The sequence below is a fragment of the Amaricoccus macauensis genome, assembly GCF_049800915.1.
Classification (GTDB): domain Bacteria; phylum Pseudomonadota; class Alphaproteobacteria; order Rhodobacterales; family Rhodobacteraceae; genus Amaricoccus; species Amaricoccus macauensis_A.
This window is the reverse complement of record NZ_JBNAFY010000004.1, coordinates 36792-58022: the sequence shown is the minus strand read 5'-3', so window position 1 is coordinate 58022 and position 21231 is coordinate 36792. Positions and strand designations below refer to the sequence as shown.

Annotated in this window: 19 protein-coding genes; 11 read left to right on the top strand and 8 right to left on the bottom strand. The window is 63.9% G+C overall.

The window, feature by feature from the left end:
- The first annotated feature begins 88 nt into the window (after window positions 1–88).
- From ACP15W_RS10925 to ACP15W_RS10915, 3 genes are all read left to right on the top strand, one after another.
- Window positions 89–256: a hypothetical protein gene (locus ACP15W_RS10925; protein ID WP_424932925.1), complete on the top strand. Its 168-nt coding sequence runs from the start codon at window positions 89–91 to the stop codon at window positions 254–256.
- 113 nt (window positions 257–369) lie between these two features.
- A complete protein-coding gene (locus ACP15W_RS10920) occupies window positions 370–1332 on the top strand; it encodes an LLM class oxidoreductase (protein ID WP_424932924.1) in 963 nt (320 codons plus the stop codon).
- Between the two features lie 9 nt (window positions 1333–1341).
- Window positions 1342–2109, top strand: a complete 768-nt coding sequence (locus ACP15W_RS10915) for an SDR family NAD(P)-dependent oxidoreductase (protein ID WP_424932923.1) — start codon at window positions 1342–1344, stop codon at window positions 2107–2109.
- 82 nt (window positions 2110–2191) lie between these two features.
- Here the strand turns inward: ACP15W_RS10915 and tal are convergent, their stop codons facing one another.
- The 7 genes from tal to ACP15W_RS10880 all read right to left on the bottom strand — a co-directional run bounded on the left by tal (window position 2192) and on the right by ACP15W_RS10880 (window position 9712).
- Window positions 2192–3145 (bottom strand): transaldolase, encoded by a 954-nt coding sequence (gene tal, locus ACP15W_RS10910; RefSeq protein WP_424932922.1) that lies wholly within the window; start codon window positions 3143–3145, stop codon window positions 2192–2194.
- 208 nt (window positions 3146–3353) lie between these two features.
- Complete coding sequence (locus ACP15W_RS10905) at window positions 3354–4277, bottom strand: branched-chain amino acid ABC transporter permease (protein ID WP_424932921.1); 924 nt, start codon at window positions 4275–4277, stop codon at window positions 3354–3356.
- A 10-nt stretch (window positions 4278–4287) separates the two neighbouring features.
- Window positions 4288–5172, bottom strand: coding sequence for a branched-chain amino acid ABC transporter permease (locus ACP15W_RS10900; RefSeq protein ID WP_424933394.1), 885 nt, complete (start codon window positions 5170–5172; stop codon window positions 4288–4290).
- 98 nt (window positions 5173–5270) lie between these two features.
- A complete protein-coding gene (locus ACP15W_RS10895) occupies window positions 5271–6476 on the bottom strand; it encodes an ABC transporter substrate-binding protein (protein ID WP_424932920.1) in 1206 nt (401 codons plus the stop codon).
- A 31-nt stretch (window positions 6477–6507) separates the two neighbouring features.
- Window positions 6508–7266: an ABC transporter ATP-binding protein gene (locus tag ACP15W_RS10890; protein WP_424932919.1), complete on the bottom strand. Its 759-nt coding sequence runs from the start codon at window positions 7264–7266 to the stop codon at window positions 6508–6510.
- Entirely contained in the window at window positions 7263–8018 is a 756-nt protein-coding gene (locus tag ACP15W_RS10885) for an ABC transporter ATP-binding protein (protein ID WP_424932918.1), read from the bottom strand. Before ACP15W_RS10885 ends, ACP15W_RS10890 begins: the two co-directional genes overlap by 4 nt.
- A 56-nt stretch (window positions 8019–8074) precedes the next feature.
- Window positions 8075–9712 carry an acyl-CoA synthetase gene (locus ACP15W_RS10880; protein ID WP_424932917.1) on the bottom strand — a complete coding sequence of 546 codons (1638 nt, stop codon included), beginning with the start codon at window positions 9710–9712 and terminating at the stop codon, window positions 8075–8077.
- Window positions 9713–9820: 108 nt separating this feature from the next.
- On the opposite strand from ACP15W_RS10880, the gene ACP15W_RS10875 reads away from it, so the two are divergent.
- The 8 genes from ACP15W_RS10875 to ACP15W_RS10840 all read left to right on the top strand — a co-directional run bounded on the left by ACP15W_RS10875 (window position 9821) and on the right by ACP15W_RS10840 (window position 18761).
- On the top strand, window positions 9821–11782 hold the full coding sequence (locus ACP15W_RS10875; protein ID WP_424932916.1) for a PAS-domain containing protein: 1962 nt from the start codon (window positions 9821–9823) through the stop codon (window positions 11780–11782).
- A complete protein-coding gene (locus tag ACP15W_RS10870; protein ID WP_424932915.1) occupies window positions 11763–12527 on the top strand; it encodes a response regulator transcription factor in 765 nt (254 codons plus the stop codon). The genes ACP15W_RS10875 and ACP15W_RS10870 overlap by 20 nt, the downstream gene beginning before the upstream one ends.
- A 140-nt stretch (window positions 12528–12667) precedes the next feature.
- Window positions 12668–13579, top strand: coding sequence for a glycine betaine ABC transporter substrate-binding protein OsmF (osmF, locus tag ACP15W_RS10865; protein WP_424932914.1), 912 nt, complete (start codon window positions 12668–12670; stop codon window positions 13577–13579).
- Window positions 13580–13599: 20 nt separating this feature from the next.
- Window positions 13600–14781 (top strand): ABC transporter permease, encoded by a 1182-nt coding sequence (locus ACP15W_RS10860; RefSeq protein WP_424932913.1) that lies wholly within the window; start codon window positions 13600–13602, stop codon window positions 14779–14781.
- Complete coding sequence (locus tag ACP15W_RS10855) at window positions 14778–15713, top strand: ABC transporter ATP-binding protein (protein WP_424932912.1); 936 nt, start codon at window positions 14778–14780, stop codon at window positions 15711–15713. Before ACP15W_RS10860 ends, ACP15W_RS10855 begins: the two co-directional genes overlap by 4 nt.
- Entirely contained in the window at window positions 15710–16456 is a 747-nt protein-coding gene (locus tag ACP15W_RS10850) for an ABC transporter permease (protein ID WP_424932911.1), read from the top strand. The genes ACP15W_RS10855 and ACP15W_RS10850 overlap by 4 nt, the downstream gene beginning before the upstream one ends.
- 294 nt (window positions 16457–16750) lie before the next feature.
- Window positions 16751–17821, top strand: a complete 1071-nt coding sequence (locus ACP15W_RS10845; RefSeq protein ID WP_424932910.1) for a hypothetical protein — start codon at window positions 16751–16753, stop codon at window positions 17819–17821.
- 13 nt (window positions 17822–17834) lie between these two features.
- Window positions 17835–18761 carry a rhodanese-like domain-containing protein gene (locus ACP15W_RS10840; protein WP_424932909.1) on the top strand — a complete coding sequence of 309 codons (927 nt, stop codon included), beginning with the start codon at window positions 17835–17837 and terminating at the stop codon, window positions 18759–18761.
- 467 nt (window positions 18762–19228) lie between these two features.
- On the opposite strand, the gene ACP15W_RS10835 is transcribed toward ACP15W_RS10840, so the two are convergent.
- Window positions 19229–21211 (bottom strand): PhoX family protein, encoded by a 1983-nt coding sequence (locus ACP15W_RS10835; protein WP_424932908.1) that lies wholly within the window; start codon window positions 21209–21211, stop codon window positions 19229–19231.
- Window positions 21212–21231 lie beyond the last annotated feature (20 nt).

Genomic DNA, 21231 nt, shown 5'->3' with positions numbered 1-21231 from the left:
AACTGAACTCGGTTCTGGCCGGATTTTTCTTCGTTCGGCCTGTGTTATGTCGAGCGGGACGAGACATTGCGGTTTGTGGAACTTGGAGATGAACGCGCTCACCCCGACGCTAGCCGACGTTGGCGAGCAGGTCCTCGAGGCGTTTCGATCCGGTCGCGCGACGAAAATCTCCGACCCGGAGCACTCCGGAAGCGCGCGGGACATCGAAAATACCCGGACGGGAAGGGATCTCTTCGGCATTTACGCCGAAGCCTAGAAACCCGCGGCTATGTTCACCTTCGGCTATCGTGCCAAGGAACCGGTGGTTCCGAAGGCCCGTCGTTTCATCGAAGAAACCGTCAAATAGTACTGAACCGGAGCAACTCCGAGATGCGAGACGAAATTCCTCCCAGCTTCCCGCCGATAAATCGTGGCTACAACGCGACATTTGCTGTCGGCCGGTTGAGCATCGGTCTCGTGGTGCCAATCGCGCGCTATGCAGACAGCGCAGTACCGGACATGGCCGGACATATGGAACGCGTGAAACTGGCCGAACGGCTTGGGTTCAGGGCGGTCTGGTTGCGGGATGTGCCCTTCAACGTGCCCTCGTTCGGCGATGCGGGGCAGCTTTTCGACCCCTTCACGTATCTCGGCTTCCTTGCCGGGCAGACCTCCGACATCGCGCTCGGTGTAGCCAGCATCGTGCTTCCGCTCCGGCATCCGGCGCATGTGGCCAAGGCCGCGGCAAGCGCGGACGTTTTGTCGGGCGGTAGGCTGATACTTGGCGTCGCCTCAGGTGATCGTCCCGAGGAATATCCGGCAATGCGGCGGGACTTCGACCAGCGCGGCAAAGCTTTCCGTGAAAGTTTCGACTACATCCGCGCAATGTCGGAGGTGCGTCCCCGCATCGAGAATGGGTTTGGACGCGTCGATGGCATCATGGACATGCTTCCAAAGCCGGAGGGGGTGCGCCTTCCTCTCCTGGTGACGGGCTCAAGTCGCCAGTCGCCGGAGTGGATCGCAGAGCATGGGGACGGCTGGATGACCTACCCGCGCGCCGGTGTCGCTCAGGATCAGGTCCTGAGGGATTGGAATGACAGGTTGACCGCGCTGGGACAGCCGCTCAAGCCCGTGCTGCAACCTCTCTACATCGACCTCTCGGACAATCCGGATGAGACACCCACTCCAATACACCTTGGTGTGCGAACAGGTTACCGCTGGCTGCTGAGGTATCTCCAGCAGCTTGAGGAGATCGGTGTGAACCACGTTGCCTTGAACCTGCGTTTCAACAGAGCGCCCATCGACGAATCCCTTGAGCGGCTGGCGCGCAATGTACTGCCCAACTTCAACTGAGGTCCTGTCATGAAAACAATTCTTATCACCGGTGCGACGCAGGGCCTTGGCCGCGCCACCGCGGAAAAATTCGTGCAACTGGGGCACTCCCTGATCATCCACGGGCGCGACGCCGAAAGACTGGAAGAGACGAGGGCAGCCCTGGGCGGATCGGTTCAGACGGTCCAGGCAGACCTCTCGGATCTCGATCAGGTCGCGGAGATGGCCGACCGCATCGTCGAGCATCATTCCCGGATCGATGTATTGATCAACAATGCCGGGGTATACAAGATGCCTGACCCGGTGACGGGTGCCGGACTCGACGCGCGTTTCGTCGTCAACACGCTTGCGCCGGCGCTCCTTACCTTGAAACTGCTGCCTGTCATTTCGGAGGACGGGCGGATCATTCACCTTTCCTCGGCGGCGCAGTCCCCGGTAGATCCCAGAGCGTTGCGGGGCGACGTGCGCGTGCAGGACATGCAGGCCTACGCTCAGAGCAAGCTGGCCATCGCACTCTGGAGCCAGCAGTTTGCCGCCGAGCATCCCGACGGCCCGGTGTCGATCGCGGTCAACCCCGGCTCGCTTCTGGCGACGCGGATGGTGCGGGAGGGGTTTGGAACCTCCGGAAATGACATCAATATCGGCACCGACATCCTTGTCCGTGCAGCACTGGCCAGTGAGTTCACCAACGCGACGGGCCGCTACTGGGACAATGATGCGCGGAGATACGGGCGGCTGTATCCGGCAGACCTGGCGAAATCGCTAAGCCAGCAGGTCGATGATCTTCTTAAGCGGTAGACATCCGCCGATTTGCACGGGCATCGCCTTATTCGAAGTAGGCGGGAAGCATAGGAACCTTCCCGCCATAGGATTCGTCGGATCAGGCCGCCGGCTCTGGTGATTTGAGCTTCTCGGCGATAAGCTTCTCGAGCTTGAGCGTGTCTGCGTGGAAGTTGCGGATGCCCTCGGCCAGCTTCTCGGTCGCCATTGCGTCTTCGTTGAGCTCCCAGCGGAATTCCGTTTCCGCGAGCGGTTCGGCCGTGCAGCTGGCGGCTGCAGGCGAGAGCTTCTGTTCGAGCGTGCCTGTATCTGCGTCCAGCTCACCAAGGAGCTGCGGCGAGATGGTCAGACGGTCGCAACCCGCTAGCGCCTCGATCTGGCCGGTGTTGCGGAAAGATGCGCCCATCACCACGGTCTCGATGCCGCATTCCTTGTAGTGGGCGTAGATGCGTCGGACGGACTGAACCCCCGGGTCGGTCTCGGAGGTGTAGGTCTCGCCGGTTGCCTTGCTGTACCAGTCGGTGATCCGGCCGACGAAAGGCGAGATCAGGAAAGCGCCTGCATCCGCGCAGGCCCGTGCCTGAGCCATGCTGAAGAGCAGGGTCAAATTGCAGTCGATGCCTTCCTTCTGGAGAGCTTCGGCGGCGCGAATGCCTTCCCAAGTCGAGGCAAGCTTGATCAGGATGCGGTCGCGGCCGATGCCGCGCTTCTCATAGGCGGCGATGATGTCGCGGGCCTTGGCTTTCGAGGCTTCCGTATCGAAGGAGAGCCGCGCATCGACCTCCGTTGATACGCGCCCCGGCACGATGCCCGCCAGTTCGGCTCCGACGGCAACGGTCAGTTCGGTGACGACCGCTCCGATATCGCCCGCAGCGCGGCCGGCTTCCACTGCCTTTGCGACATGGCTTTCGAAGGCGGATAGTCCGATGGCCTTCAGCACGAGCGAGGGGTTGGTCGTGCAATCCTGGGGTTGGAGTTTGCGCACTGCATCGATGTCGCCGGTGTCTGCGACCACAACGGTCATCTTGCGCAGCTGGTCGAGTTTGCTTGTCATCTGAACTTCCTTCGTTTGTCTCGATCCGGCTTTCGGATGCAGAGCTCAGGTCCTGTTCGGTGCGCCTTCCATTCGAGGCGCCTGCCCAGTGATATAGCGCAGATTACCGGTGGCGAGAAAGGCCGCATCTCGGCCAAACGGAATGTCCCGCAACGCCCGTAACCGCGCCCCGTCAGGGGCGCGGCCAGGCATATCGGTCATCCTCGGATCAGAACGACTTTCGGATGAACTCGCGCAACTCGCCGACGACGCCACGGCGGAAGGACATGACACAGATGATGAAGATCACCCCGATCACCACCGGCACCCAGGCTGAAAGCGGGCCGGAGGCAAGGTAGTTCTGCAGTGTCACGATGATCGCGCCGCCCACCGCCGGACCGGGGATCGTGCCCAAGCCCCCGAGGAGCGTCATCAGGACCACTTCGCCGGACATGTGCCAGTGGACATCCGTGAGCGAGGCGAGTTGGAAGACCACGGTCTTGGTGGCGCCCGCGAGCCCCGCCAGCGAGGCCGAGAGGACGAAGGCAAGCAGCTTGTAGCGGTCGACATCATAGCCGAGCGAGATGGCGCGGGCCTCGTTGTCGCGGATGGCACGCAGCACCTGCCCGAAAGGCGAATGCACGGCGCGGGCGATGATCAGGAAGCCGAGGATGAACACGCCGAGAACGAAATAGTACATGTTCATGTTGTCCTGCAGTTCAATCATGCCGAGGAAATACCCGCGCGGGACGCCTTGAAGTCCGTTCTCCCCACCGGAAAAATCCGCCGAAATGAAGAAGAAGTAGACCATCTGTGCAAGCGCCAGTGTGATCATTGCGAAGTAGATGCCCTGGCGCCGGATCGCCAGCGAGCCGACCACCACGCCGAGTGCGCCGGCGCAGAGCGCCCCGAACAGGATACCGAGTTCCGTCGGCCATCCCCAGACTTTGAGCGCATGGCCGGTGAGGTAGGCCGCGCCGCCGAAGAAGGCGGCATGACCGAAACTCAGCAACCCGCCGTAGCCGAGGATCAGGTTGAAGGCGCAGGCGAAGAGGGCGAAGCACAGGATCTTCATCAGGAAGACCGGGTAGACGAAATGGGGTGCTGCCAGCAGCAGGGCGAGGGCGATGGCGTATCCGATATATTTGGTCATGATTGCCCCCTCACGCTGTCCGGCCGAAGAGGCCCGCGGGCCGCAGCACCAGGACGATCGCCATCACCACGAAGATCACCGTCGCGGAAGCTTCGGGCCAGAACACGCGTGTCAGCCCTTCGATCACGCCCATTGCGAGCCCTGTGACCACTGCACCCACGATGGATCCCATTCCGCCGATCACCACGACCGCGAAGACGACGATGATGAGGTTCGAGCCCATGAGCGGATTCACCTGGGTGATGGGAGCCGCCAGAACACCCGCAAACGCCGCAAGCGCCACGCCATAGCCGTAAGCGAGAGTGGTCAGCAGAGGTACATTGACCCCGAAGGCCTGCAGGAGTGTCGGGTTTTCGGTGCCAGCCCGCAGGTAGGCGCCGATCTTGGTGCGCTCGAAGAGCCACCAGGTGAAGATGCAGACCGCGAGGGCGGCAATGACGACCCAGCCGCGATACCAGGGCAGGAACATGAAGCCGAGATTGACGCCGCCTTGCATGCTGGCGGGCGTCGGGAAGGGCATGCCCGAGGCGCCGAAGAACTTCACGAAGGTGCCCTCGATCACCAGTGCAAGCCCGAAGGTCAGCAGGAGGCCGTAGAGGTGATCGACACCAACGAGACGGCGCAACAGGAAGCGTTCGATCAGGATGCCGAACGCCCCGACAATGATGGGCGCGACGATCAGTGCGCCCCAGTAGCCGATGCCGAGATACTGCGCGAGGAAGAAGGCGGCGAAAGCGCCAAGCATGTAGAGCGCGCCATGGGCGAAGTTCACGATATTCAGGAGCCCGAAGATGACGGCGAGGCCGAGCGACAGCACCGCATAGAATGCGCCGTTGATCAGTCCGATCAGCAATTGGCCCAACAGCGCCTGGATCGGCACCCCCAGTATCATCATAGACATGGCTGGTTCACCCCCTGTCAGCCCGGTTCGTTCTTATAATTGTCGGGAAGCCACCCCGCCCCGATAGAATGGGGACGGGGTGTGTCCGTGGATCACTTCGTCGGGCAGGTGCTTTCCTCGAGCGGACCATAGGCCTCTTCGCCGGGGATCACGCGAACGATGTCGTAGTAGTCCCACGGGCCTTCGGAATCGCCCGGTGCCTTGACCTGCGCGAGATACATGTCGTGGACCATGCGGCCATCCGAGCGCAGGACACCGTTCGGCGCGAAGAAGTCGTTGACCGGGGTCTCCTTCATCTTGGCCGCGACCGTATCGGTGTCATCGGTGCCGGTTTCCTCGACGGCCTTGAGGTAGTGCGATACGGCGGAATAGATGCCGGCATGGACCATGGTGGGCTTGGAACCCATCTTCTCCTCATACTTGGCCGACCACGCACGGGTATCGTCGTTGTAGTCCCAGTAGAAGCCGGTCGTGAGCTGGATGCCCTGCGCGATGTCGAGGCCAAGCGCGTTCACGTCGGTGATGAACATCAGAAGCGCCGCAATCGACTGGCCGCTGGCAATGACGCCGAACTCGTTGGCGGCGCGGATCGCGTTGGTGGTGTCGGCGCCGGCATTCGCGAGGCCGATCACCTTCGCACCCGAAGCTTGGGCCTGGAGAACGAAGGAGGAGAAGTCGGTGGCCGGGAACGGGTGCTTGATCGATCCGAGTACCGTGCCGCCTTCGGCCTCGACCACAGCCGCCACGTCGTTCTGGAGGCTTTCGCCAAAGGCGTAGTCGGCGGTCAGGAAATACCAGCTGTCGCCGCCCTCGGCAACGACCGCCGAGCCGGTACCCACCGCAAGCGCACGGGTGTTGTAGGCCCAGTGGAAGCCGGTCGGGATGCAGGCATCGTTGGTGAGCGGCGAGGAAGCAGCCCCGGTCACGAGCGCGATCTTGTTTTGCTGCTTAGCGATCTCGAATACGGCGAGCGCTGTCGAAGTGGTCACGAGTTCGCCGAATACGTCGACCTGTTCGTCATCTCCCCACTGGCGCGCGGTGTTCGCCGCGATGTCAGCCTTGTTCTGATGGTCGGCCGAGACCAGCTCGATCGGTGCGCCCGCGACCTCGCCGCCGAAATCGTCGATCGCCATCTGTGCCGCTGTCACCGCACCCTGGCCCGCGAGGTCCGAATAGGTGCCGGACATGTCTGTCAGGATGCCGATCTTGACCACGCCATCGCTCACTTCGGCAGAAGCTGCGGATGCGAGCAGGGCGGCGGTCGATACGCCAAGCGATAGCGCCTTGAGTGATTTCATGTTTTGTCCTCCCGTAGGGTTTTTGGCGTCTTCAGACGCTCAGATACTCATCGAATACGGATTGTTTGGAATCGAGTTCGTCCTTGGCCACGGTTGCGACGATATGTCCGTGGTCCATTATAATGTGCCGGTCCGCGAGCGGTGCCGCGAAGCGGAAGTTCTGTTCTACCAGAACGATTGTATAGCCCCGCGATTTCAGTTCGGTCAGCACCTCCCCGAGCTTCTCGATGATGACCGGGGCGAGGCCTTCGGTGATCTCGTCGAGCAGCAGGATATTGGCTCCGGTTCGCAGGATCCGGGCCATGGCGAGCATTTGCTGTTCGCCGCCCGAGAGGCGTGTTCCCTGGCTGCGGCGGCGCTCCTTGAGGTTGGGGAACATGCCGTAGATCTCGTCCACCGACATGCCACCGGGGCCCACGTTGGGCGGCAACATCAGGTTTTCCTCGACGTTGAGGCTCGCGAAGATGCCGCGCTCCTCCGGGCAGTAGCCGACGCCAAGATGCGCGATTGTATGGGGGGGCTTTTCAATGACCTCTTGCCCCTTGAGCATAATCGATCCCTGGCGACGAGGCAGGAGGCCGACGATGGCGCGCAAGGTGGAGGTTCGTCCCGCTCCGTTCCTGCCCAGCAGCGTCACCAGTTCGCCTTGGTAGACGGTGAGGTCGATCCCGTGGAGAACATGGCTCTCACCATAGAACCCGTGGAGATCCGCAATACGGATTTCCTCGATCCTCTCGGAGGCGTGCTGCCCACCGATCTCGATATGGGGTTGAAGCGTCTCGGTGCTCATGCGGCTTTCCCCATGTAGGCTTCCTTGACCCGCGGGTCGTTCGAGACGGTCTCGTAGTCGCCCTCCGTCAGGATTGCGCCACGCTGGAGCACAGTGATCCGGTCGCAGAGGGTGGCGACGACGCCCAGGTTGTGCTCGACCATCAGGATCGTGCGGCCTTTCGAGACCTGCTTGATGAGCTTGGTGATGCGGTCGACGTCTTCGCGTCCCATGCCCTGCGTCGGTTCATCGAGCAGCATAAGTTCCGGCTCGAGGGCAAGAGTAGTCGCGATCTCGAGCGCGCGTTTGCGTCCATAGGGCAGGTCCGCCACGGTCGCATCCGCAAAGCGCTCAAGACCGACCATGTCGAGCAGTTCTTCGGCGCGCGAGTCGAGCACCTTCAGCGAGTTGTCCGAGCGCCAGAAATGAAACGTCGTACCGAGCTGGCGCTGGAGCGCCACGCGCACGTTTTCCCGTGCGGTCATGTGCGGGAAAACGGCCGAGATCTGGAACGACCGAATGATGCCCATGCGGGCAATTTCGGCGGGTTTCGCCGAGGTGATGTCGCGACCGTTGAAGGCCACCTTGCCATGGGTGGGTGTCAGCACCTTGGTGAGTAGATTGAAGACCGTGGTCTTGCCCGCACCGTTGGGGCCAATCATGGCATGGATATTGTGCCGGCGGACCTTCAGGTTTACGTCATCCACGGCGGTGAAGCCGCGGAATTCCTTGGTCAGTCCCTCGGTTTCGAGGACATATTCGGTCGTTGCCATTCTGTCTTTCCCTATTGGACCTGGGCCGGAGGCTTTGGCGGCGCGGGGCCGCCCGCTCAGTCGGCCGGTTCCAGGTCGCGGGCCTGCTGGCGCAGCAGAAACTTCTGGATCTTGCCCGTCGATGTCTTGGGCAGCGGGCCGTAGATGACGGTCTTCGGCGCCTTGAAATGCGCCATGTTGGCCCGGCAGAAGGCGATGAGCTCTTCTTCGGGCACGTCCTGGCCCGGCTTGAGCTCGATGAAGGCGCAAGGTGTCTCACCCCACTTTTCGTCCGGCTTTGCCACGACCGCGGCTTCCATGACCGCAGGGTGCTTGTAGAGCACGTCCTCGACCTCGATGGACGAGATGTTCTCACCGCCCGAGATGATGATGTCCTTAGAGCGATCCTTGATCTCGACATATCCGTCCGGGTGCATCACGCCGAGGTCGCCGGACGCGAACCAGCCGCCCTGGAAGGCCTTGTCGGTGGCCGAGGGGTTCTTCAGGTAGCCGCGCATCACGTTGTTGCCGCGCATGAAGATCTCGCCGATGGACTGGCCGTCTGCGGGAAGTTCCTCCATGGTGCCGGGATGCGCGACCATCAGGCCATGCAGCACGGTGTTCTTCACGCCTTGGCGCGCCTTGAGCTTCGCCTTTTCCTCGAGAGAAACGCCGTCCCACTTTTCCTGCCAGGGCGAGACGACGGAGGGGCCGTACGTTTCGGTGAGGCCGTAGACATGGGTAACGTCGATCCCCATGGCTTCCATCTTGCCGATGACAGCCGCTGGTGGTGCGGCGCCGGCGGTCATGACCTTGACCTCGTGGGTGAAACCGCCCTTCACCTCGTCGGGAGCGTTGCCCAGCATGTTGAGAACGATGGGCGCACCGCAGAAATGCGTGACCTTCTCGGTCCGGATAGCCTCGTAGATCGGTTCGGCGCGAACGGATCGCAGGCAAACGCAGACGCCCGCTCCGGCGGCAATGGTCCAGGGAAAGCACCATCCGTTGCAGTGGAACATGGGCAGCGTCCACAGATAGACAAAGTGCTTGGGCATGCTCCAATCGGCGATGTGGGTCATCGCGTTCAGCATCGCACCGCGGTGGTGGTAGACGACGCCTTTCGGATCGCCCGTCGTGCCGGAGGTATAGTTCAGGCTGATCGCATCCCACTCGTTGGCAGGGAGTTGCCATTCATAGTCCTCGGGGCATTCCTCGAGGAAGTCGTTGTAGGTGGTCTCGCCGATTTTTTCGCCACCCTCGAAGCTTACGTCTTCGATATCGATGACGATGCGTTTCTGTCCGGCGATGCGGAGCGCGCGCTCGACCACTTCGGAAAACTCCGGATCGACGATCACCGCCTTCGCCTCACCGTGATTGAGGATGAAGGCGATGGCCTCCGCGTCGAGCCTCGTATTGATCGTGTTCAGCACCGCGCCCGCCATGGGTACGCCGTAGTGTGCCTCGAACATCTCCGGGATGTTGGCTGCAATGATCGAGACGGTATCGCCCTTGCCGATGCCTCGCGCCGTAAGGGCGCCTGCCAGCTTGCAAGTGCGCGCATAGGTTTCGGCCCAGGTCCGCCGCACATCCCCATGAACCACGGCAAGGCGATCCGGCCAGATGGCGGCGGTCCGTTCCATGAAGCTGAGCGGAGAAAGCGGCACGTAATTTGCCGGGGTCATCTCCAAACCCTGCTCATAGATATTGTGCATCATACTCCCCCCGACATTCTTTTTTGATCTTGTCGTTGCGACATGGGTCGCAGATGGTTCTTGCAGGATGATGTCGAGAATGTTGCGAATTGTAACGGGGGCTGGCGCGGCATGTGCGCACTCGCGATGAATGGCGAGGACAGGCTCGGTCCGCTGATCCAGGCGGGGCTCGACCGGATCGATCAGGGGCTTTCCATATTCGACAGCGAACTGCGTCTGCTGGCCTGGAACCGGCAGTTTCTCGACCTTCTGGGGTTCCCCGCGCACCTCGCCTTTGTCGGAGCGGATTTCGCCAGTTTCATCCGGCACAACGCGGAGCGCGGCGAATACGGCCCAGGGCCGGTCGAGGCGCTGGTTGCGGCGCGGGTGGCAGATGCCTGGAAGTTCGAGCCTCACAGCTTCGAGCGGGTTCGGCCAGATGGGGCCGTGATCCATGTCTCTGGCGCGCCCCTTCCCGATGGAGGCTTCGTAACGGTCTATACCGACGTGACGGCTCAGAAGGAGCGCGAGGCGATCCTGGAGGAACGGGCAGCCGATCGCGCCGCGGCGCTGCGCCAGAGCGAGGCGCGGCTCAAGATCATCGCCAATGAGGTGCCTGCAGGTATCGCCCATCTCGACGAGGATCTGGTGGTGCTCTACGCAAACTCGCGGTTTGCCAAGGCCTACGGGCTGAAACCGGAGGAAATGATCGGCCGCTTCAGCCGGGAGATTCTGGCCGAAGAGACCCATCGGGTTGCAGCGCCCTATTTCGAACAGGCGCGCATGGGCTCGGCGGTGGATTTCGAGATGACGATCAGCTTGCCGGATGGGCGTCGCAAGGATATCCGGACCTTCTTGCGGCCCGAAAAACCCTCCCGCGGGGCAGTGATCGGGTTCTATATTCTCTCCATCGATATCACACGGCAGAAGGCCGCGAACTCCGCGCTGATGCAATCGCGCAAGATGGACGCGCTGGGGCGCCTCTCGAGCGGAATCAGTCATGATTTCAACAATCTGCTGACGGTCATTTCAGGCAACCTCCTGCCCTTGCGCGACAAGGTGGCGGATGAGGAGCTTCGTGCGGAATACATCGATCCGGCAATTGCCGCGGCGCGGCGCGGCTCGGGGCTGACAAAGCGGCTGCTCACTCTCGCGCGGCGCCAGCCGGTCGCACCCGCGCCAATCGATGTTGACGAGGCTATTGCCGGCATCGTGCGCATCCTGCGTTCCACGATGCCGGAGAAGATCGAGATCATCTCCTCGTCGCGCGGCCGGGCGCGCCCCGCACTGGCCGATCCCGCGCAGTTCGAGATGGCGCTTCTCAATCTGGCCATGAACGCGCGCGATGCGATCCGGGGGGCTGGTGAAATCCGCTTTGGCTCGGATGTCTGCAATATCGGGTCGGTCGAGGCGGAAACGCTCAAGATTCGCCGCGGTCGTTATGTCCGCGTTCGGGTCACCGATACCGGAATAGGTATGTCCCGCGAGCAGCGTGATCATATCTTCGAGCCGTTCTACACCTCCAAGGGCGAAGGGGTGGGAGCGGGGCTCGGGCTCACCATGGTCTATGCATTCGTGCGCCAGTCGAATGGTGCGATCCGTGTCGACAGCGAGGCTGGGCGGGGAAGTGCGTTCACCGTGCTGTTGCCTGTCGCCCCGCGCGATGCACCGGACCCGGTGCGTGCGGTGCGCGTAGCGCCCGCGTCGGTTGCCGCGGTGAAGCCGCGTGGGCTGGTTCTGCTGGTGGAGGATGACGCGGATGTGCGCAGCGTGATCCGCAGGGAACTCGTTGCGCTTGGCTATCCGGTCATCGAGGCGGGATGCGCGCGCGAAGCACTCGAGCTTGCCGATCAGGTCAGGGAGATCGGCATCGTTCTGAGTGATATCGGGCTGCCTGGTGGGCAATCGGGGCGCGATCTTGCCCGCGAGATTCGCGAGCTTCTACCCGCAGCGGGCGTGCTCCTGATGACAGGCCACGCGGTTGCCGACAGTGCTGAGGCGGCAGAGGGCGGCATTCCGGTCCTGCGTAAACCTATCGAACCCAAAGACCTTGCGGCGGCGCTGGCGCGGGTTCATGACGGGTCTGATCCCTGAACGACAGCCGGTACCGATGAAGTCGCTGATCTACCTTCTCGAGGATGATGCCGATGTGGCGGCGGTGACGCGTCGTGCCCTTGAAACGCAGGGATTCGAGGTCGAGCGGTTTGCCCGGCGGCTGGATCTCGAACGTGCGCTTGATACGCGGCAGCCCGATCTCTGCCTTGTCGATCTCGAACTGCCCGATGGAGATGGACTGAGCCTTGTGGGCCAGGCACTGCGCGCGGCCCGCATCCCAGTCATCATCGTGACCGGGCGGGGCGATCTGACGGACCGGCTCATCGGACTCGAGGTCGGCGCAGACGATTACATCGTGAAGCCTTTCGAGCCGCGCGAACTGGTGGCGCGTGCGCGGGCGGTGCTGCGCAGGGCGGCCGAGGCGCGACCGGCATTGGAGACATCCGCTCGCAGGCTGGCGCGGTTCGAGGGCTGGATCGCGGACCTTGAGGCCTGCACCCTGACGGAACCGGAGGGAAAGGTCGTTCAGCTTTCGGCGTCCGAGACCGTGCTTCTGCGCGCCTTCATCGAGGCGGCAGGCCGGGTCCTGAGCCGGGCGCAGCTTCTCGACCTGACCGGCGAGGATGATCTCGAAGCCTTCGATCGTGCCATGGACGTTCGGGTGTCGCGCTTGCGCAAGAAGCTGCGCGACAACACGCGCTCGCCTACCATGATCCGCACCGTCTATGGCGCTGGCTATGTCTTCACCCCGCGGGTGACGTGGAATCACGCGGAGACGCGCTAGAGCGGGCATACCCCGGCTTGAGGCATACCGGTCCATTGTCTTTCGCGCCCTCGCGGGTCGACAGGTGGGATCGCCGGACTATAGTGCCCTGAAGGACAGATGAACGCCGGGCGGGCCCGGTCACCGGAAGGGGGAAATCCATGAAACGGGTGCTGAACCGGATCGGCCTTGCGGCTGCTTTTTCATTGCTGGCGGGGGCCGCGGCGGCACAGGTCGTCGTCTCGTCGAAGATCGATACCGAAGGCGGCGTGCTGGGCAACATCATTCTTCAGGTTCTCGACGCCGGTGGCATCGAGACCGAAAACCGGTTGCAACTCGGTGGAACCCCGATCATGCGGCAGGCGATCACCTCCGGCGAAATCGATATCTACCCCGAATACACCGGCAACGCGGCCTTTTTCTTCAACGAGGCCGACAGCGATGTCTGGAAGGATGCGGCCGCGGCCTATGAAAGAGCCGCAGAGCTCGATCTGGAGGCGAATGACATCGTCTGGCTGCAGCCCGCGCCGGCCAACAACACCTGGGCCATCGCATTGCCAGCAGATTACGCCAATGAGCATGCCGTGAAGACCATGAGCGATCTCGGGACATTCGTGGCGGATGGCGGCGATCTCAAGCTCGCGGCGTCCTCCGAGTTCGTGAATTCCCCTGCGGCGCTTCCGGCCTTTCAGGACGCCTATCATTTCACGCTTTCTCCCGACCAGCTCGTGATCCTTTCTGGGGGCGATACGGCCGCGACGATCGCGGCAGCCGCCCGTGGCACCAGCGGCGTGAATGCAGCGATGGTCTATGGCACCGACGGCGGCATCGTGCCTTCGGGGCTGACGGTGATCGCGGATGACAAGGGCGTGCAGCCGGTCTACGAACCCGCGCCGATCGTTCGCAAGGAAGTGCTCGATGCGAACCCAGAGATCGCGGATCTGCTCGCACCGGTTTTCGAGAAGCTCGATCTGGTGACGCTTCAGGAACTCAATGGGCGGGTCCAGGTGGGCGGTGAGCCAGCCGAGGCGGTAGCGGCTGACTTCTTGTCATCGAACGGGTTGATCCAATAGCAGGCGCCGGGGCGGGGGCCATGCGTGGCCGATTTGGCGGAGTCGCTGGCCGTTTTGACCGCATGGGGGTGCTGGTTTCCGGGTTGACGGTGATCGCGCTGGCGTTGCCATTTGCGAGCTTCAGTCCCAATCGCATCCTCCCCGGTGAGGCGAACTGGTTCTGGTCCGCCCTGGGCTTGCCCGGTGCGGCCGGGCTGCTTCTCGTCGCGGCGGGAACTGTCGCTGTTGCCCTGCGGCCCCCCAGTCTCTACCTGCGGCTTGCAGCAAGCCTGGTCGCGATCCTGGCACTGCTGTTATTGGCCGGGCGTGCGGGAACGGTCCTGATCCCGCCGGATAATCCTTATGCTCGCGTATCACCCGCGGCCGGGTTCTGGGTAATGCTCACGGCGCTGCTCCTCCTGATGACCGACACGCTCTCGCGGATGCAGCCGCGGCCGGCGCTTCGGCTGGTGCTGCTGGCGCTGGTGTCGGGTGGGCTTGCAGCGGTTCTGGCCTCCGGGGCCTGGGACGAACTCTCTATCCTCAAGGAATACGGGTCGCGGGCGGATGCGTTCTGGCGCGAGGGGCGGCAGCATGTGGCGCTGGCCTTCGGATCGCTTGGCGCCGCAGCGCTGGCGGGCATTCCGCTGGGCATCCTCTGCCACAGGCGCGCAAAACTTGCGCAACCCATTCTGAACGGGCTGACCATCGTGCAGACGATCCCCTCCATCGCGCTATTCGGGTTGCTGATCGTGCCGCTGGCCTGGGTCGCGGCCAATATCCCCGGCGCGCAGGCAATCGGCATCTCGGGGATCGGGGCGGCACCTGCGCTCGTCGCGCTCTTTGCCTATTCGCTGCTGCCGGTGGTCTCGAACACGGTTGCGGGGCTGGCGGGGGTGCCGGCCTCCGTGCGGGATGCGGCGACCGGCATGGGTATGACCGACCGGCAACGGCTTTGGCGGGTGGAGTTGCCCCTTGCGTTCCCGGTGATCCTGACCGGCATCCGGATCGTTCTGGTGCAGAATATCGGCCTTGCCACCATTGCAGCTCTGATCGGGGGGGGCGGCTTCGGGGTCTTCGTGTTTCAGGGCATGGGTCAGACCGCGACGGACCTGATCCTCCTCGGTGCATTGCCCACGGTGCTTCTGGCGTTTGCCGCGGCGATCGTGCTCGATGCGCTGGTCGAGTGGAGCAAGGGCCGCGGGACGGAGAGAACCACATGATCGAGATCGAGAACGTCACCAAGACCTATGGCGAGACCGATGTCGTCGACCGGGTCAGCCTCACGGTCGAGACCGGGCAGATCGCGGTGATCGTCGGCACCTCCGGTTCCGGCAAGACGACGCTTCTGCGGATGATCAACCGGCTGGTCGAGCCGACATCCGGCAGCATCCGGATCGACGGGCGTGACACGCGGGACGGCGAGGCGCATGAACTGCGCCGCCAGATTGGCTATGCCATTCAGGGGCATGGACTTTTTCCGCATCGCAGCGTCGCCCAGAACATCGCGACCGTGCCCGATCTGCTGGAGTGGGACAAGGCGCGGGTCTCCGCGCGGGTGGATGAACTGCTCGACCTGTTCCAGCTCGATCCGGGCGAATACCGCGATCGGATGCCTTTCGAGCTTTCGGGGGGGCAGCAGCAGCGCGTGGGGGTTGCCCGCGCGCTGGCGGGAGAGCCGGGAGTGCTCTTGATGGACGAGCCTTTCGGGGCGCTCGATCCAGTAATTCGGCAGAAGGCGCAGGCGGACCTGAAGGCGATCCAGAGGCGCATCGGCACGACCATCGTGCTGGTCACCCATGACATGGACGAGGCCATCGGGCTCGGCGACCGAGTGGCGATCATGAACGAGGGGCGGCTCGAACAATACGACACGCCCGAGGCGATCATCGCTCATCCGGCGACGCCGTTCTGTGCCGCACTCATCGGGGCGGCGGAGCGGCCTTATCGCCTTCTTTCATTGGTCGAAGTGGGCGATGTTGCCGAGCCGGGGGAGGCGGAGGGCGCGCCGATTTCGGGCGACGCGACGGCACGTGACGCGGTCTCCGAACTGATCTGGACACGGCGGCGAGCCGCGCCGGTGGAACAGGACGGGGCGGTGATCGGCCGGGTGACACTCGAGGCACTGCTCGGGCGGGGGGCCGCGCCCTCGTGAAGCCGGGGCTGTTCATCCGCGCAGGTATCGCGCTTCTGCTGCTGGCTTTTCTGCTCTGGCCGGAAGCCTTCGCGCCGGTGTTCCGGCCGTTCACGCAGAACGATGCCCCGCCGATCTACCTGCAATCGGATCTCATGGGGCTGGCGCTGAACCATGCCATGCTGGTGCTGATCGCGGTCGGTCTCGGGGCGGTGATCGCGGTGGGCCTCGGCATTCTCGTCACGCGGCCGGCGGGGGCGGAGTTCCTGCCGCTGTCGCGCGCGATTGCCAATGTGGGGCAGACCTTTCCGCCGATCGCGGTTCTGGCGCTGACGGTGCCCGTCCTGGGATTCGGGCCGGCGCCGACGCTGGTTGCCCTTTTATTATATGGGCTTCTGCCGATTTTCGAGAACACGCTGACCGGGCTTTCGGGTGTCGATCCGGCGGTGGCGGAGGCCGCGCGGGGCGCGGGCATGACCGATCGGCAAAGGCTCTGGCAGGTGGAAATGCCACTTGCCCTGCCGCTCATTCTCTCGGGCATCCGGGTTTCGACGGTGATCGCGATCTCGACCGCGACGATCGGATCGACGGTGGCTGCACGGACATTGGGAGAGGTCATTATAGGCGGGCTTCTCTCGAACAATCCGGCATTCATCCTCCAGGGCGGGCTTGTTGTGGGGGCCATGGCGGTGCTGACCCATGACGCCTTCAGCTGGGCCGAGAGGCGAGCCGCACGACGGGCAGGACGGGCGCTGCCGGGTTAATCGGGCGAACACCTGATCGGGTCGAACGGCGCGATTTTGCCGCAACGCCCGTGTCCGAAAAAACTTTTTATTTCGATCAGGGTGTTGCGTGATCTGCACGCAACGAAATGCGTATGGAAACGATATGGAATTGATATGGTTTCGATATGGCTCCGGATCGGTCCGGGACGCCGGTTCGGGCGGCGGCGCAACGAAAGGGGCCTCGGGCGTCAACCTTCGTTAACGGGCGCCGACCATGACAGAAAGCCCGTTTCGCGCTATGCTCCCGACGTTCGGGGGGAATGGAGACGGGGAATGGTTCGAGCCGTGACACGTGCGGCCCTGGCGCTGGGCCTGATTCTCGGCCTGACGGGGGGAGCCGGAGCGCAGGGGCAGCTGCGCATGAAGCCGGTGGACGTGATCGACGCGCAGGGCTTCGGGCGACCGCTCGTGGCCTTCTCGCTGATGGTGCCGCATCACTGGCGCGAACAGGGCGGCGTGGTCTGGGGCAATTTCGGTGGTTGCAACAGATCGGGCTACAATTTCGACTGGCGCAGCGGTCTGCCCGACGACAGCGAGGGCGTCGCGATCCTCCCGGCCTTGAGCTGGCAGAGCCAGCCCGGCGGCCCGTGCCCGCAGATGCAAGTGTCGAACGCCCGCGATTTCCTGGCAACGGTTGCGGCGCAGTCGATCCCCGGCGCACAGGTGATCGACTATCGCCAGCGGCCCGATCTTCTCACCGAGATGCAGGGCGTGGCGGGGCGGCAGGATTACGGCTCCATGGCATATGAGACGGCGGTGGATGCCGGAGAGGCACTGATCGCCTTTCAGCAGGACGGGCGCGAGATGCGCGCCTCGGTCATTGCGCAGATCATGATGTGGCGACTGACCACGCCGGAAATGTACGGGCTGCCGGGGCAGGACATTCGCGGGGGTGCGTCGAATCCGGGCTTCGTCGCGGCGGCGCCCGCGGGTCGGCTGAACCTTCAGGTGGCGGAGGCCATTCGCAAGTCCATCCGTCCGGGGCCGGAATGGCAGCGGCAGATCGCGCAGCATCATGCCGTCCTGAGCCGACAGAACACGCAGCATGCGAGCGCGATGTCGCGGATCAATTCGCAGGCCAGCAACGAGATCATGGGGATCATCAACGACGGCTACCAGCAGCGGCGGGCCATCGAGGATCGGGGCCAGCGGGAGCGGGTCGAGGCGATCCGGGGTGTCGAAACCTACAACGACGCGGTGAACGGCGGCACGGTGCAGCTCGACAACACATACGAGCACGCCTGGCAGCTCGATGACGGGACCTATCTTCTGACGAATGACTCACTGTTCAATCCGGGGGTGGAACTGGGGCTCGACGGGCAATTGTTGCGCGTGACGCCCTGAAGGGGAGGCGGGAATGTTTCGATTGATGCTGGCATCGGTTTCGATGCTGATTTGTGGTGCGGCTTTTGCACAGAATTCATTTGGCGAGGCGCAGACGGGTGCCATGGGGCAATCGATGGGCCAACCGATGGGGCAACCGATGGGTGTTCAGCCCTCGCAGGATTTCGGTGGCCAGGTGCGCGGCATCGCACCGCCGGGCGCCGTGCCGGGGGGGCAGGAGCTGGGATATGGCGGACGGGCGCCGGAATATGGCGGGCAGCAGCCGGGCTATGCGGGCCAGCCCCCCGGGCTTCCGGCCCAGCCCGATTATGCCGGGCAGGGAACCGGCTTCGACCAGCCGCATCCGCAGTATGGGCAGCAACCGCAGCCCGTCGCGCCGCAGGGGTCTGGGCAGGGGTATGCGCAAGGCCAGCCGCCGGTGGCGCAGCAGCCTGCGCCATCCTCGGGGCTCGATCCGCGGTTCCTCGAGTTTCTCGACCAGCTTGCGCAATACGAGCGGCAGGATTTCGGGGTGACTCCGGTGCAGCAGCTTCATGGCGGTGCCATGCACGGCCCGACGCCCGCGAGCATTCCGGGTGGGCAGCTGGTGACGACGCGGGGGCTGGTCGAGCTGGTGCAGGGGCGGCAGGCGACTTACCTGCTCTTCGATGTGCTCGGTGCTCAGGAGATGATGCCCGGCGCGATCCCGGCGGTGCCGGCCAGTGCGCCTGGTCAGTTCGGCGATCAGATCTCGGGGCAGATGGGCGCATTCCTTCAGCAGGTGACGCAAGGCAACCGGGAAATGCCGATGATCTTCTACTGCGCGTCGCGCGAATGCTGGATGTCCTACAACGCCGCGCTTCGGGCGATCAACCTCGGCTATACCAACGTGCTCTGGTATCGCGGCGGGCTGGAGGCCTGGAAGCGGGCAGGCGGCCAGACCGTGCCTGCGGGGGGCTGACGCGCCGTTATTCCGGGCCGGGCCTGCGGGAAGGGGCGGGCGCTTTGCCCGGCCCCTGCGGCAAATGGTGAAGGTGCACCACGCCTAAAGCGGTCGCGCGCGTTTGCTTTGCCTACATTCGCGAGAGCAGAAGTCGGCAGTGGGGATGTCCATGCCGTTTCGAGGCCGTGCCGGCGGCGGATCGGGGGGTGGCGCAAAGCCGTCTGTTCAACGCAGTTTATGGTGACGACACTGCCTAGACCGGGGGTATGCCCCTGCGTCAAAGATGCGCCAGCCAGCCGGACGGGCCGCCGCAGGCACAGCGCCTTCGGCTTGTCCCGTGCCATTGTTTCCCCGTACCCATGGCCTGATCGGCTCAGCATTGTTGTTCGCCACGAAATACAAGAGTGCAAGATGAAATGGCCCCGCCAAGTGAGTGACGGGGCCGGGCAGTTTCAAAGTTTGCCGCGTGGGCCGGTCAGGTCTGGTCAGCCGATGCGGCCGCCGCCCTGCTTGGTGATGGCGACGACGGCCGGGCGAACCGGCATGGCGTCGTCGAAATCGGGCCAGCGGGTGGAGAGGTCCTCGTAGTAGGAGACGCGACCGAACTCTTCCCAGTCCTCGCCGCCGTCTGCCGGATGCTGGACCGCCACGAAGAATGTGGTGAGGTCTTCGGTCGGGCAGGGGCCGCACATCTCGGCGCCGATCGGCACGCGGTAGAAGAGCTTGGACGTGCCGCGGAGGTCGCCTTCGGTTTCCATCGCCCAGAGGCCATCCGTGCGGCCGGTGTCGGAGGGCGAGTTGCCGTCCGTGGAGACCCAGAGCCGGCCTTCGGTATCGACGGCGCAGTTGTCTGGCATGCCGAACCAGCCATTGGTCGTGGTTTCGGTCGAGAAGGTCGCGCCCACTTCGGCGATGGAGGGATCGCCGCATTGCACGAGGATTTCCCAGGTGCCGGTGGTGGCGGCGAAATCCCCGCCCTCTTCTGCGATCTCGACGATGTGGCCGAAGGCGTTGTCCACGCGCGGGTTGGCGGCGTTTGCCTCCTCGCGGCGGGTGTTGTTGGTCAGCATCACGTAGACGCGGCCATTGGTGCCGTTGGGCTCGATGTCCTCGGGACGGTCCATCGGGGTGGCGCCCAGAAGGTCGGCGGCCCGGCGGGTCTCGATCATCACGTCGGCCTGGGAGGCGAAGCCGTTTTCCTCGGTGAGCGGGCCTTCCCCGAAGGTGAGCGGCATCCATTCCACGGCGCCGCTCTCTTCGAAGCGGGCGACATAGAGCGTGCCCTCGTCGAGCAGGTCCATGTTGGCGGCGCGGTCATCGGGGTTGAAGGTGCCCGCGGTGACGAACTTGTAGACATAGTCGAAGCGCTCGTCATCGCCGAGGTAGAACACGACGCGGCCGTCCGGTGCGACGATGCTTTCGGCGCCCTCGTGCTTGAAGCGGCCAAGGGCCGTGCGCTTCTTCGGGGTGGAGTTCGGGTCGGACACGTCCACCTCGACGATCCAGCCGAAGCGGTTGGGCTCGTTCGGCTCCTGGGCGAGGTCGAAGCGGGAATGGAAGTTGCCCCATTCGTAGCTTTCACCCGGCACGCCGTAGCGCTCGTAGTTCGCGGCTTCGGCATGGCCTTCGGGAAGCGTGCCCTGGAAGTAGCCGTGGAAGTTCTCCTCGGCCAGGATGTAGGTGCCCCAGGGCGTGACGCCGCCGGCGCAGTTGTTGATGGTGCCGAGGACCTGGGTGCCGGTGGCATCGGCGGAGGTCTTCATGCGGTCATGGCCGGCGGCGGGGCCGGTGATTTCCATCGGGGTGCTGGCGGTGATGCGGCGGTTGAGCTGGCCGTCGAGCACCGGCTGCCATTTGCCATCGACCTTGCGGATCTCGACGATGCTGCCGCCATGGGCTGCCATCTCGACATCGACGCGGTTCTGGTCGGCGGGTGCGACGGTGGCCTCGCCCTCGCTCACCGTGACGATGCCGGGGAACATCAGGTGTTCGTTGGTGTATTCGTGGTTCACCACCAGAAGGCCGTGCTCCGAGGAGCCGTCGAACGGGATGTAGCCGACGAAGTCGTTGTTGTAGCCGAACTGGCGCGCCTGGGCCTCGGGCGTCTGGTTTTCGGGGTCGAAGGCGGGCGCGTCCGCGAAGATCGGGTCGCCCCAGCGCAGGAGGATGTCGGCGTCATAGCCCTCGGCGACGTGATGATCGGCATCGACGCCGGCCTCGACCTCGGTGAAGTCGAAGCTGCCGGTGGACTGGGCCTTCGCGTCGCTCGCGGCGAGCATCGCCATCGGGGTCACGGTGGCGGAAATGGCCGTTGCGGCCATGGAGCCCTGGAGGAATCCGCGGCGGGAGAAGCGGGCGGCGATGATCTCGCCCATGGTCGGGTTGGCGGTCGGGTTGTGGCCTTCGCCTGCAGCTTCTTCGAGCTGGCTCGTCTTGAAGACGGCGCGGCTGCGCGGGAGATCGTTCATGCGGGGAAACCTCATCGAAA

Bases quoted from the DNA above. Each gene is read 5' to 3' on its own strand.
- ACP15W_RS10885 (WP_424932918.1), bottom strand. From the start codon at position 8,018: ATGGCAACGACCGAATATGTCCTCGAAACCGAGGGACTGACCAAGGAA.
- ACP15W_RS10890 (WP_424932919.1), bottom strand. From the start codon at position 7,266: ATGAGCACCGAGACGCTTCAACCCCATATCGAGATCGGTGGGCAGCAC.
- osmF (WP_424932914.1), top strand. From the start codon at position 12,668: ATGAAACGGGTGCTGAACCGGATCGGCCTTGCGGCTGCTTTTTCATTG.
- ACP15W_RS10925 (WP_424932925.1), top strand. From the start codon at position 89: ATGAACGCGCTCACCCCGACGCTAGCCGACGTTGGCGAGCAGGTCCTC.
- ACP15W_RS10920 (WP_424932924.1), top strand. From the start codon at position 370: ATGCGAGACGAAATTCCTCCCAGCTTCCCGCCGATAAATCGTGGCTAC.
- ACP15W_RS10855 (WP_424932912.1), top strand. From the start codon at position 14,778: ATGATCGAGATCGAGAACGTCACCAAGACCTATGGCGAGACCGATGTC.
- ACP15W_RS10870 (WP_424932915.1), top strand. From the start codon at position 11,763: ATGACGGGTCTGATCCCTGAACGACAGCCGGTACCGATGAAGTCGCTG.
- ACP15W_RS10875 (WP_424932916.1), top strand. From the start codon at position 9,821: ATGTGCGCACTCGCGATGAATGGCGAGGACAGGCTCGGTCCGCTGATC.
- tal (WP_424932922.1), bottom strand. From the start codon at position 3,145: ATGACAAGCAAACTCGACCAGCTGCGCAAGATGACCGTTGTGGTCGCA.
- ACP15W_RS10900 (WP_424933394.1), bottom strand. From the start codon at position 5,172: ATGATGATACTGGGGGTGCCGATCCAGGCGCTGTTGGGCCAATTGCTG.
- ACP15W_RS10840 (WP_424932909.1), top strand. From the start codon at position 17,835: ATGTTTCGATTGATGCTGGCATCGGTTTCGATGCTGATTTGTGGTGCG.
- ACP15W_RS10895 (WP_424932920.1), bottom strand. From the start codon at position 6,476: ATGAAATCACTCAAGGCGCTATCGCTTGGCGTATCGACCGCCGCCCTG.
- ACP15W_RS10860 (WP_424932913.1), top strand. From the start codon at position 13,600: ATGCGTGGCCGATTTGGCGGAGTCGCTGGCCGTTTTGACCGCATGGGG.
- ACP15W_RS10905 (WP_424932921.1), bottom strand. From the start codon at position 4,277: ATGACCAAATATATCGGATACGCCATCGCCCTCGCCCTGCTGCTGGCA.
- ACP15W_RS10845 (WP_424932910.1), top strand. From the start codon at position 16,751: ATGGTTCGAGCCGTGACACGTGCGGCCCTGGCGCTGGGCCTGATTCTC.
- ACP15W_RS10880 (WP_424932917.1), bottom strand. From the start codon at position 9,712: ATGATGCACAATATCTATGAGCAGGGTTTGGAGATGACCCCGGCAAAT.
- ACP15W_RS10915 (WP_424932923.1), top strand. From the start codon at position 1,342: ATGAAAACAATTCTTATCACCGGTGCGACGCAGGGCCTTGGCCGCGCC.
- ACP15W_RS10835 (WP_424932908.1), bottom strand. From the start codon at position 21,211: ATGAACGATCTCCCGCGCAGCCGCGCCGTCTTCAAGACGAGCCAGCTC.